Origin of the sequence: Thermodesulfobium sp. 4217-1 (genome assembly GCF_039822205.1) — a bacterium.
GTDB lineage: Bacteria > Thermodesulfobiota > Thermodesulfobiia > Thermodesulfobiales > Thermodesulfobiaceae > Thermodesulfobium.
In genome coordinates, this window is the sequence record NZ_JBAGBW010000006.1 from 26,862 (window position 1) to 39,526 (window position 12,665).

The following is a 12,665-nucleotide window of genomic DNA, read 5'->3' on the forward strand; positions in this document are numbered from 1 at the left end:
CAAATTTTATTTTATTAAATAAATTCTATCATACTAAAATTTCCATAACAAAAATATTAGAAAATAATTTGAAAAATATTATAAGTTTTTCAGGCATCTCCCGCACTGCATAAAAACTTCAGCTATACTATAAATTTAACACGATATATCTTCACAGTCCTAACTTTCAATCCTCTCGACATATACTCTCTCTGGATACACCATCAGTCCAGATGGCCCTGGTTTAGAAAGACCTTTTACCCAATTTCTATAAGCTACGATGCTCTTCGGATACCAAAGAAATATATATGGCTGATCGTGAACTATAATCTCATAAACCTTTCTGTAAATCTTCTTCCTTGCTTCTTGATCGATAGTTTGCCTGCCCAATATTATCAGCTTGTCCACTTCATGATTGTCATATCCAACTAAGTTAAATCCATTCGGATATTCTTTTGAATACCAGATTCCGTAAGGGTCAGGATCCATCCCCAAACCCCAGCCCATTATAGTAGTCTCAAAATCCTTTTTTTCTGAAGTTAACCTCTGCAAAAGACTGCTCCACTCCAGGCTAATCAAGTCCATCTTTATTCCTCTTTGTTCAAGGTACTGCTGAATAATTACGCCAGCCATCTCTCTATCCTTGCTGCCCTGTCTTATTAGACAGGTAAACCTAAATGGCAGGTTATTTTTATGCCTTAGGCCATCAGATTCTCTTTTCCATCCAGCCATATCAAGAAGCTCATCAGCTCTTTCAGGATTGTATTCTGGATAAGGAAGTCCTTCAGGATAAGACCAATCAAGCGGACAAGTTGGGTAGTTTAGCGCCTCGCCATAGCCCATCAATACAGCCTTTACAAGAGCGTTTTTGTCGATCGACACTGCGATTGCCTCACGAACACCTCTGTCTTCAAATAATTGGTTTTTCAAATTAAATCCCAGATAGGTATACGTTTTCGTAGGATATGAAACCAGTGTGCTTTTTGGATCCTCTTTTATCCATGCCACATCTTTTGGCCTAAGGTCCACCATATCTATCTCGCCAGCTTCGTACGCGAAAACCTGCGAATTGCTGTCAGGTATTATTTTTATGATCAAAGACTCTAAAAGTGGCTTTCCTTGATAGTATCTCTCATTTGGTCCCAGAAAAATTTTGTCAGCAACCTGCCACTTTTTCAGAATAAAGGGGCCTGTCCCTATTGGAAACCTGTTAAAGTCAGTCGTATTTATATCCTGATTTTGCAGTATATGCTTTGGCAATATACCTGTGCCAAGATTCGTCATAAATGGAGAAAATACCCCCGGGAGAAGGAAATCTACTGTAAAATCATCAATTTTTACAATTCTTATAGGCACATTGTCGACTATTAGGTCAGATCTTCTTACTGTATTTGTCTTTGGATCGAGAATTTTCTCGTATGTAAAGACCACATCATCAGCAGTCAGTCTTACGCCATCGTGAAAATATACGTCTTTCCTCAGATTCACTCTGTATACTAAGCCACTGTGTAAAATATCTATGCTCTCAGCCAGATCTGGTTGAATTTTTTGATTTTCATCTAATCTTATAATCCCATTAAAAATAAAATCGATGACAGAAAATGATGCAGAATCAGAGGCAAGTATGGGGTTAAGGGTTACAGGGTCGCTGCCCAAAGAGATGACCAGACTATCCTTTGGCAGGTTTGGAATACCGCAGCCAGACAATAGCGCAGTGCCAGACAAAGCTAAAAATGCTAAAAAATTTCTTCTATTCAAGCTATCTCCAATTTTTTAGTTTTGTCCAACAAAGACTATTATAATATAATGTTGTGGCGTATACAAATTATCAATAACAAAAACAGGAGGAGGAAAAATTTTGAAAATCAGATTCGATCAGGGAAAACTTGTAATGTGGGCTACAGATGTGCTGAAAAAGGCATCTATGCCAGAGGAAGACGCAAAAACCACAGCTACAATTCTTGTAAAAGCCGATCTTAGGGGAATAGAGACACACGGCCTTGCCAGACTGCCAATTTATGTTGAAAGAATACAAAAAGGTGGCATCAATCCGAAACCAGATTTCAAGATATTGAAAGAAACTCCAGCTACCACCCTCATTGACGCAGACAGTGCAATGGGTCAGGTCGCAGGCAAATTTGCTATGTCAAAAGCTATTGAAAAGGCAAAGAGCACCTCAGTAGGCATTTCATCAGTCAGGAATGGAAATCACTTTGGGATAGTAGCACACTACCTTGAAATGGCAATAAACAATAATATGTTTGGTATAGCCACTACAAACACATCTCCCCTCCTTGCGCCCTTTGGCGGTAAGAAAGCTGTTCTCGGAACCAACCCCATAGCCTTTAGCTTTCCAGGAGGCGAATATCACCCAATAATTCTTGATATGGCCTCTTCAGTTACTTCAAGAGGAAGAATCAAAATAGCCCAACTAAACAACGAAAAAATACCTCTCACCTGGGCTGTAGACGAAAGAGGAATTCCCACTGACGATCCAAACGAAGCCCTCAAAGGAGCTCTGTTGCCATTTGGAGCCCACAAGGGATATGGGCTGGCCGTCATTGGAGACATATTAAGCTCAGTATTGAGCGGAGCTGGCTTTCTGCTCCAGACAGGAGAGCTTTACAGTGAACCAGCAAAGCCGCAAAATCTCGGATTTTTTATGATGGCTGTTAAATTGGAATCATTCATAGACAAGGACGAATTCAGCCAGAGAATAACTGAATTTATTAAAACAATCAAAGAATCCCCCAAGGCAGAGGGCACAAAAGAAATATTTATGCCAGGAGAAATAGAATATATCAGAGAAGTAGGTAATGAAAAAGAAGGTGCCCCATTAGGAGAAAATGTAGTGAAGGGATTAAAAGACCTGGGAAGTTCAATAGGTGTAGAATTTAATCTCGAACCAAAAAATTAAAAAATATTTGAAATAGGGCAGATTTTTGAAGACAAATTTCAAAAACTGCCCTATTTTTTAGCCTGAGAAAGAACCCAATTCTTTATTTCATCTGCATCCTTTATACAATAATCAAATTCTCTTTCAGTTATGTGTTTGCCGTCATAGTCAGCTTTATTTCTTAAACGCCTCAAGCTGTCTAAAAGACTGCCAATCCATTTTTCATCTGGTTTCTCAGATGTTTTCAAGGCTTTTATTACAACGAAGTGCACGTTATTTTTTTATTTTCTTCGCATTTAATTAAGTCTCTGATTGTGCAAAACAAACCATAATATTTTCTGCTGATTGATGTTCGAATGTATTCTTCATTTTTATTATTCTCTAATTCTTTTGCAAGATCCAAAAATTTCATCCAATCAAAGCTCATAGGGTTCCACGGTAAAATTTAATCTATTTCCTACCTTATCTATAATTTTAACAAACCAATCATAAAAAAACTTTTCTTTAAGCTCTATAACCTTATTAGCATCAAAATTTGACTTTATCACTATAAAAAGCTCTTCAAATTCTTCTTCAGGATCATTGTCTATTTCAAGAAAAACCTGAGAATTTCCAAAGATATCCCTAATCTCTTCTATCGAAGACTCAAGAACAGTAATTAGATCCTTATTATTTAAGAGAAATTTACAAACATTTTCATAATCTTCAAAATTATAAAAAAAATCTAAATTTTTTATCTTTCTTATAGTTGAAAGAAAATAAGAGTTTTCTTCTGTTTTGTTTGGTTGAAGAGATAACGAGCTAATCTTGCCAGATAAATTGTGTAACACAACCGAGGCTTCCATTAACTTCCTCCTATCCAAAAGAGATTTCTCGATTTATCTGTTATAATCGACTCAAAAGTATTTTCAATCTTATTGTGAGACTCTGCCAACCATCCCTCCAAGTCATCGAATGGAACAAATTCTTGAGATACCATAGAATAACCAATATCAAGGAGTAATGAACTGAAATTCGGTCTGTCTGAAATAGAAGAGTATAAAGCCACAGTTAAACTCTCTTTACCGTCTTTAAATGGAAATTCTACTTTTGATATGAAAGAATTATTATTTTTAGCTAATTCTTCTGGAATAAAAGGATAGTATCTAAGGTAATTTTTTAATTTTATATTTTGTTTCTTACTAAATTCAAGAAGATTAATGTATCTCAAAGAAATTCTTTTAAAATCTTTTGGCTTTGCTATCTACCTATAAACACTAAAATTATCCATTATCATTAACTTAAAGTTTTCCCAACCAATATATGGCTTTAATTGATTTAATATAAAAAGATTAGGAATAGTTTGAATTAGAGCAGTTCTATCCCTATTGAAAAATTGATTTCTGACAATAGGTTCGACTCTTTGTACGACACCATTCTTTAATGGCTCAACGTTGAAACTTAATTCAATTTTCTGTTGTTTACCAGGAAAGTTTCCGTTTATTTTCTCATAAATTAATTCAGGCATGGCATCATCCCATATTTCACCAGGAACAAACTGAAATTCGCACACAACTTCTACAATTGGTGGATTCTCATATCTCTTCTTCATTGTTCCTACCTTCATAATTTATTTATATTTAACTCCATTTAGAAAAATTATAATACAACTTTTCTGAATTAAAAAACCCCGCAATTTTTACATTGCGGGGTAAAATGAAGATTTTAATTATAAATCAAGGGCTTTGCTAATAGCCTTTAAGTCTACGAATTCCTCTACCATAGTAGTTGCCCTTTGAATTTTCTTTTCTTCTCTAATGCGAGCCCTACCAAATACTCTCTCAACAAGCTCAACCACAGTAAGGGTGTCCTGCTTTACGAGAACGATAGGCACACCTGCATCTTCAGCCTTTGCAAGAACTACGTTGCTTGGATAAAAGTTTCCAGTTAATATTAGAACTTTAGTGGGGGTCTCCAGAGCTGCCATCTGGATATCTGATCTATCCCCACCCGTTATCACAGCTTTGTTTATTACTCTCCTAAAGTATCTGAGAGCATTGTCTACACTCATAGCGCCGACAAGGAACCTCTCAACCAGCTCATCGAGCTTGTCTTCTTGACAGAGTATCTCGCCATTTAATACTTCTACTAACTCACGAATACTAATGGACTTCAGGGTCTCATCCTGAGGAATTGCCCCAAGGAAATTAATACCCTTACCTGTAAGATATGGTATCAGAAGCCTGTGATGATACTCCCTACAAGCCTGAGTTCCACCAGTTACCACGAACCCTAAAAGTCTGTCTTTAAATACTTCCTTCGCTTCAAGAATGTGGTCTGCAAGAATGTCTGTTTCACATTTTGCGACTATTACCACATTAAGGTCGAGAAGTTCAACGACATCTTTTGGTGCAAGGCTGTACATTTTGCCCTCAGTAAAGTTACCCACTCCCTCTACGAGAATGATGTCATTCTTACTAGAGAGTTTTTCGAAGCTTTCTTTTACCTGTTTTGTAATGTCTGTCACCTGAGATTTTAGAAACAGGACAGCTAAATCAGGCGTCATAACAACAGGCACCATTTCGTCAAGCGGGTCACTCAAGCCCAACGCTTTACGTGCAGAAACAGCATCTTCATCTGTCAATAAACCCTCTTCTCTTGTTGGGAGATTGCCAAGAGGCTTAAAATATGAAACCTTCTTACCCTTTGCCTGGAGATTTCTTGCTATCCCCAAAAGCACCGTGCTCTTTCCAACAAACGACTCTGGTGATACAAAGTATAGCCCTTTCATTCTGTCCCACCTCCAACGGTTAATCTCATATCAATTGCTACCGCACCCTCTTCAAACACCCTAAGTGGATTGATATCCAATTCCACAATTTCGGGGAAATCGGTAACCAAATTTGATACCCTTAGTATAGCATCAACAATCGCATTTTGATCAACGCCTTTTTCTCCCCTTGCGCCTGCCAACATTTTAAAAGATTTAATTTCTCTGATCATATTTCTTGCATCGATCTCAGAAATGGGAGCGATCCTAAAAGAAACATCCTTTAAGACCTCGACGTAAATGCCACCAAGACCAAACATAATCATATGTCCAAATTGCGGATCTTTAACCGAGCCGATTATGACGTCTTTGCCAGCAGGAAGCATCTGCTGGACTGATACTCCCCAGATCTCAGCATCGGGAAAATACCTTCTGGCAGATATCATAATGTCGTCAAAAGCCCTGATTACTTCATCTTTATTTTTAAGCCCTACTTTTACACCGCCCACATCAGTTTTGTGCAAAATATCAGGAGATGCTATCTTCATAACGACAGGAAACCCTAATTCGGCAGAAAAATCACTTGCTTCCAGACTGGTAGTAGCAAGAAGAGTTTTGGGAAGATTAAACCCATACCCTTCGAAAACCTCTCTTACCTCCCAATCGCCCAAACTTGGCCTTTTATGCCTATCCTGAGACCTTAGAGATTTTGCAGCTACGTCAAAATTTGAATCAAATTTTTTGTAAACTGGTTCAGGCTTATTTAACCAAATTTTTCTTTCGTACATAGACTTGAAGACGAATCCCGCTCTTTCAGGAAATGAATAGTTTGGAACGCTCTTCCCCATCAAATATGATGCAGCAGGGGCAATAGTCTTGCCGCCCATAAATATAGAAAAGACTGGCTTGCTTGGATCCTTCACCTTTACAATGCTCTCAGCAGTCTCCATTGCCTGAGTGTAAACCTGAGGTGTGAGAATAACCATAACACCATCCACACCCTTATCCTTTAAAACATTGTCAAGCGCAAATTCATATCTATCAGCAAGCGCATCCCCCAAGACATCTACAGGATTGTAGACTGCAGCAGCAGAAGGCAGATTTGCCCTCAATTTCTCTACAATATCACTTGAAATGGTTGCAATGTTTAGCCCAGAGTTTTCTATTGCATCAGAAGCCATGATACCAGGACCGCCTGCATTGGTAACAATAGCGATGTTACTTCCATTCAACAGCGGCTGATAGGCAAAACCAATAGCAAGATCAAATAGATCTTCTACGGTAGACGCCCTTATAACACCACACTGTTTAAAAGCAGAGGTGTATGCCTGATCGGAGCCAGCAAGCGAACCTGTATGGCTTGTTGCAGCCTTTGCGCCAGCGGCAGTTGTGCCAGACTTTAGGACTATGACGGGTTTTACTTTGGAAGTTTTATATGCAATGTCCATAAAAAGACTGCCATTGTCAATGCTTTCAAGGTACATCAAGATAACATCGGTATCTTTATCATCTTTTAGCACGTCTAAAAGGTCGACTTCGTTTACATCAGCCTTGTTTCCAATGCTGATAAATTTCGAAAAGCCTATATCGTTAGCGGCAGCCCAATCCATAATTGCAGTTGCAAAAGCTCCAGACTGAGATATAAAACCAATATTTCCCTTTTTGGGCATAAATGAAGCAAACGATGCGTTTATATTGTTGTGTGTGTCTATTAGACCCAGAACATTTGGTCCCACAAGCCTAATATTATTTGATTTAATTATATCTTTTAGCTCCCTTTCGAGCTTTGCGCCCTCTACGCCAGTCTCTTTAAATCCTGCTGTGATAACTATTGCGCCCTTAACATTTTTCTGTGCGCACTCCTTCATAACAGGATTTACGAATTTCGAAGGTATCACAAATACAGCAAGCTCTATATCCTCAGGGATATCCAGAACGCTTTTGTAACACTTGTAACCCAATATAGAATCTGACTTTGGGTTAATAGGATAGATATTGCCATTATATCCTCCATCTATTACGTTTTTTAACACCGCATAACCTAACTTCTTTTCTTCACTTGATGCGCCAATTATGGCAATAGACTTTGGTTTAAAAAACATATCCATTTTGTCCATTTTATACACATCGCCTCCATAAATTTATAAAACTTTGAGCTATTTTCAATCCAAACACATTGCGATCTGGATTAATAAACATACCTATCAGGAGCCAGAATGAAATTTGGATCTACTGACTTCTTTAAAGAGTTCATCAAATCCCTATAAACACTGCCAGCCTTTTCCAGAAACAATTTTCTCTTCATTTGAACGCCCAACTGCCTTTCTGCAACCAACGAACCATTTTGTTCCAGAACCATCTTGTAAATTTCATCATTTTCGTCTGGTAGATTGGTTCTAAAAACAAGTATTCCTCCATCCTGAGCATGAAATAAAAAGTCATAATTTTTCTCAACTATGAAATTCAAAAAATCAGGACAGGATCTGAGAGATAGCGTCACGTCATCTGCTAATAACTTATTCTCTAAGGCCACATCTCCCATACTAAGTCTGCCCTTATATATAGTGTCAAAATCATTTCCTTCAAAGGTCTTTATCTTAGATGACTTCCCAAACTTCAATATCGTCTGTTTCAGCCTTTCCACCTCAAGCTCTCTGCCCTCGATCAGAATAAAGGCTGCATATTTTGAGCTGCACTCAGAAAGATAGCCAGCAACTTTGTTGCTCATCAGATCAAGTGCGCTCGCAAATATCTTCAAGGAATCAAATTCCTTTTTAAAGTTGAAAAAGTCATTAATTGAGTCAAATGGCAAAGTCATTGCCAATCTTTTTTCAGGGAGAGGCATCAGCTTATACATTAATCTGGTAAATATGCCCAAGGCTCCCTCGCTGCCAATCCATGCTATCTTTGCATCATATCCAGAAACATTTTTAACCGTTTTGCCGCCTAAGGTTACAATGCCGTGTACAGGAGTAACGAATTCAATCTGCATTGTATTTAATCTAGTATCCCCATATTTTGCGAATCTCATACCCTGATAATTTTCACCTGCTGCCCCACCAGCAGTACCATTGTAAGACGAAAATGAGTCGATAGGAAAGTAAAGACCAGAGCCTTCAACCTCAGAATAAATATCCTTTAACTTTGCTCCAGGTTCCACAGTAAGCACAAGGTCATGAGTGTCCATCTCCACTATCTTGTTCATCTTAGAAAAATCAATAACCAATGAATCTTTTGCCGCAGTGCTTCCACCCGACAAACTGCTCATCGATCCACGCGGCACAACAGGAATCTTTTCCTTGTCTGCCCAAAGCAGGGCTTCCAGAACGTCTTTGTTGCTTTCGGGATAGATTATTGAATAGGGCGTTTCATCCTTGAAGGGAATATTCTTATCACACAAGTTTTTCTCTATCTTTTCAGACTTAAGCAAGTATTTTCACTCCTCTCTCTTGTAAATCTTGTCAAAGTATTAAAATTATTTGCCGTTTGACTTTTTAATCTCATCCCACAAAAGACAAACTGTATGCCTTGTGTCTATGTTTAGGCCATCTTGCTTAAGAGCGCCCGATATCTGTGCCCTGCATCCCGGACATCCAAGTGCCACTATCTTTGCACCAGTATTCTTTATGGTCTCTCTCTTCCTATTTGCTACGTTGGTAGATATCTCCTGATAATAAACGGTAAATCCACCTCCCTCTCCGCAGCACTTCGTAGAGTTTTCCATCTCAACAAATTCATAAGATGGCATTATGTTTAAGAGGTCTCTTGGTTGGCTTGCCACGCCCTGAAGCCTATTGAGGTGGCAGGCATCATGATAGGTCACCTTAATCTTTTCCTTTGTGTTTTTCGGCATCATCTTTTTTAAGTCTTTTAGATGTTTTTGAGCCAAAAATTCAGATACGTCGTAAACCTTTGCGCCCAGTGTAGTAATATCATCTTGTTTTGTAATCTCAGGATAGACATCTTTTAAACCTGATCCGCCAGTGGCACAAGAAATTATGATTGCATCCAATTTGTGTTTTTTAAAAACACTTGAATTTTGAGCTATTTTTTGCTTCAAGGTTTCAAAATCTCCTGCTCCATAATGCGGAAACCCACAGCAACCTTGGCCCTTTGGGATTATCACCCTATAGCCCAAAGAAAGGAGCACGTTCACCGAGGCCTCAGCAACATCCTGGAAAACGCTGTTTTGCGCACAGCCCACAAAATATCCCACCGTGCCTATTGGCTTCGCCTTGGGCTCAAGAACCTCAGGGAATCTGTCCATAAATGGCCTGGATGGAATATCTGGCAAGTCTATAAAAGAAAGCCTTTCCACGCTCTTGCCAAGCATCTTGGGGATAGATAAAGACCTTGCAAGACTAAAAAGCTTCAATCTGTTCGCAAGAGAAATAGCGCCAGTCAATGAAGACAGCTTTCCCTGACCCAAAAGTTTTCTATATATCACAGACTTAATCCAGGGCATATCATATCTCTTTACCATTTCAGCGCGCGCCGCTGCAAAAACCTTGTCAGGAGAGAGCCCCACCGGACAGGCTTGGGCGCAAGCGTGACAAAGCAGACACTTGTTAAATATCATCTCAATTTTATGATTTGGTTCCAATTTGCCGTGCAACAGTGCCTCTGAAAGAGCGAGTTTACCCCTAGCGCAACCAGTTTCAAGTGAATCTTCATAATATACAGGACAAGTGCTCTGACACATTCCGCATTTCATACATTGAATTATCTGTTCTTCATAATATCCTTCTATTAGTGGCAAAGTTTTATCATTAGATGTAGTCAAGATGAACCTCCTTAGCACCTACAACCTTGTTTGGATTTAATTTGTTATCAGGATCGAGTGCTTTCTTTATGTCCCTGAAAAGGCTAAGTCCTTCTTTCTTAAATTCTTTTTCCATAAAAGGAGCCTTTACAATGCCTATTCCGTGTTCACCAGTCAAAGTGCCGCCTAAATCGATACAGTAATCAAATATCTCCTTGATAGCCATATCTACCTTCTTCATCTCTTCTTTGTTTCTTCTGTCAACCAAAATAGTTGGATGAAGGTTGCCGTCTCCAGCGTGACCAAAGCTCCCTATCATCAGATCATATTTACCTTGAATATCGTGAATCTTCTCAAGCATTTCGGGGACCTTGCTCCTTGGCACGGTAGCATCCTCTAATATGGTAGTGGGTTTAAGTCTTGCCAAAACTGGCAGGGCGGATCTTCTTGCCTCCATAAGATCCAGCCTTTGGGCATCATCCTTAGCTACAGAAATAGATCTTGCCCCTACCTTCATACATACGTCCTCAAGAATTTTCGCTGAGGCTTCTACGTCTTCAGCCTCTCCATCTATCTCTATGAGAAGTAGCGCCTCAATATCCCTGGGGAGCCCGATTTTTTTAAAGTCTTCTACCGCATTTATAGTTATCTTATCTAAAAATTCCATTGTTGAAGGAATAATCTTGTTCTCTATTATTTTCGCAACTGCTGTTCCTGCCAAACCCACACTGTCATACATTATCAAAAAGGTTTTTCTTGCTTTAGCAGGATAAATAAGTCTAACAGCAATTTTGGTTATAATCCCAAGAGTTCCTTCTGAGCCCACAAAAAGATGGGTCAGATCAAACCCAGGAGATCCCCTGAGAGCAAGGCTCCCTGTCTGCAAAATATCGCCATTTGGCAATACTACCTCCAAGCCTATAATATAATCCTTTGTAGTGCCATATTTCAGCGCTCTAAGGCCTCCTGCACCCTCAGCTACACACCCTCCGATAGTTGCAACTGCGATGCTTCCTGGATCAGGCGGGTAAAAGAGTCCCTTTTTAGAAACCTCAGCATCAAGAGTGGCAGCAACCACGCCTGGCTCTACAACAGCTATTCTATTCTGAACGTCTATATCTAAAATCTTGTTTAGCCTGTTCAATTCAATTACAATGCCGCCATCTGCTGGGATAGAGCCTCCACTCAGATTTGTCCCCGATCCCCTCGGATATAGGTTTACATTATTTTTTCTTGTTAGCTTTACTATCTTAGATACCTCATCAGAATTGTGAACTACTACGACTAAGTCTGGAACTCTATAAAATTGGGTAGCATCATAAGAATAAAGCATCAGATCGCTCGGATCAGTCAACACATTTGATTTACCAACAATATTTTCGAGTTCAGTTATAATATTTTTATCAATCATATATAATCACCTCCTAATAGCATTTTACAACTATTTTTTTAATATATTGTATGTTATTAAATTCAGACAATTCGCAACATTTTCTGTGGTATTTCACGGTGCAATATACCAACGATATAAAAAAATATAGAGACGCAAAACATTGCGCCTCTATAGATAAATGTCTACAAGTAAGACTCTACTTTACTGCGATATATATGGTGCTAACCCCCGCGCAAACCTTAGCTATATATACTTTTTTAAACCCTACACTCTTTAACAAAAGGGCAATCTTCTCAGGAGTCAAAAAAGCTCTAAGAGATTTCCCGAGATATTCATATTGTTCTTTGCAGCCTATTCTTTTCCCAAAAAATGGCAAAATTTTATCCATATAGAACCAAAATGGACCCTTAAGAATACTTGGTTCAGAAAGTTCAAGAAATCCAAAGACACCAGGTCCTTTTATTACTCTGTAGATCTCCTTAAAAGAGCTCTCTATATCCTCAAGATTTCTTACAGTATATGAAGATACGACTGCTCCAAAAGACTCGTTTTCAAAGGGCAGATCTTCAGCAAATGATTTTATAATTTCTATATTTTTTATATTATTTTTTATTATCTTGTGTTCCAGTTTTTTGAGCATATTATCGTTTATGTCAAGAGCTACTATTTTTTTCACTTCTGGATACTTCTTATTAATCAAAAAAACCAGATCGCCAGTACCGCTGCCTATATCAAGAACGTCTGAACCTTTACAAAATTTAAACGTTTCTTTGATTAGCAAATTTTTCCAATCTCTATGCATGCCCAACGTCATAATATCGTTCATATGATCGTAGACATTTGATATTTTAGAAAAAGTTTCTAAAACCAATTCTTTTTTTGGCAA

General features: G+C 38.5%; 10 protein-coding genes and 1 pseudogene. 1 reads left to right on the forward strand and 10 read right to left on the reverse strand.

The genetic code is table 11. The annotated features are described in order from the left end of the window. Positions 1-159: 159 nt before the first annotated feature. Positions 160-1,737, reverse strand: a complete 1,578-nt coding sequence (locus V4762_RS03665) for a peptide-binding protein (protein WP_347314427.1) — start codon at positions 1,735-1,737, stop codon at positions 160-162. Positions 1,738-1,837: 100 nt separating this feature from the next. Between V4762_RS03665 and V4762_RS03670 the strand changes: the two genes are divergently transcribed. After that, positions 1,838-2,896: an Ldh family oxidoreductase gene (locus V4762_RS03670; RefSeq protein WP_347314428.1), complete on the forward strand. Its 1,059-nt coding sequence runs from the start codon at positions 1,838-1,840 to the stop codon at positions 2,894-2,896. A gap of 50 nt (positions 2,897-2,946) precedes the next feature. Here V4762_RS03670 and V4762_RS03675 read toward each other — a convergent pair whose 3' ends face one another. From V4762_RS03675 to V4762_RS03715, 9 genes and pseudogenes are all read right to left on the reverse strand, one after another. After that, positions 2,947-3,147, reverse strand: coding sequence for a HEPN domain-containing protein (locus V4762_RS03675; protein ID WP_347314429.1), 201 nt, complete (start codon positions 3,145-3,147; stop codon positions 2,947-2,949). 144 nt (positions 3,148-3,291) lie between these two features. Further along, positions 3,292-3,720: a hypothetical protein gene (locus V4762_RS03680; RefSeq protein WP_347314430.1), complete on the reverse strand. Its 429-nt coding sequence runs from the start codon at positions 3,718-3,720 to the stop codon at positions 3,292-3,294. After that, positions 3,720-4,481: pseudogene (locus V4762_RS03685) on the reverse strand (TIGR04255 family protein). Before V4762_RS03685 ends, V4762_RS03680 begins: the two are co-directional and overlap by 1 nt. Positions 4,482-4,583: 102 nt before the next feature. Then, complete coding sequence (locus V4762_RS03690) at positions 4,584-5,645, reverse strand: phosphotransacetylase family protein (RefSeq protein ID WP_347314431.1); 1,062 nt, start codon at positions 5,643-5,645, stop codon at positions 4,584-4,586. Next, positions 5,642-7,741, reverse strand: coding sequence for an acetate--CoA ligase alpha subunit (gene acs / locus V4762_RS03695; RefSeq protein ID WP_347314432.1), 2,100 nt, complete (start codon positions 7,739-7,741; stop codon positions 5,642-5,644). The genes V4762_RS03690 and acs overlap by 4 nt, the downstream gene beginning before the upstream one ends. A gap of 71 nt (positions 7,742-7,812) precedes the next feature. Next, the gene (locus tag V4762_RS03700) at positions 7,813-9,054 is read right to left on the reverse strand and encodes an FAD-binding oxidoreductase (protein ID WP_347314433.1); all 1,242 of its coding nucleotides are present in this window, start codon (positions 9,052-9,054) and stop codon (positions 7,813-7,815) included. A 45-nt stretch (positions 9,055-9,099) separates the two neighbouring features. After that, positions 9,100-10,407 carry a (Fe-S)-binding protein gene (locus V4762_RS03705; protein WP_347314434.1) on the reverse strand — a complete coding sequence of 436 codons (1,308 nt, stop codon included), beginning with the start codon at positions 10,405-10,407 and terminating at the stop codon, positions 9,100-9,102. Then, positions 10,394-11,797 (reverse strand): FAD-binding oxidoreductase, encoded by a 1,404-nt coding sequence (locus V4762_RS03710; RefSeq protein ID WP_347314435.1) that lies wholly within the window; start codon positions 11,795-11,797, stop codon positions 10,394-10,396. Before V4762_RS03710 ends, V4762_RS03705 begins: the two co-directional genes overlap by 14 nt. A 178-nt stretch (positions 11,798-11,975) precedes the next feature. Beyond that, positions 11,976-12,665, reverse strand: coding sequence for a ubiquinone/menaquinone biosynthesis methyltransferase (locus V4762_RS03715; protein WP_347314436.1), 690 nt, complete (start codon positions 12,663-12,665; stop codon positions 11,976-11,978).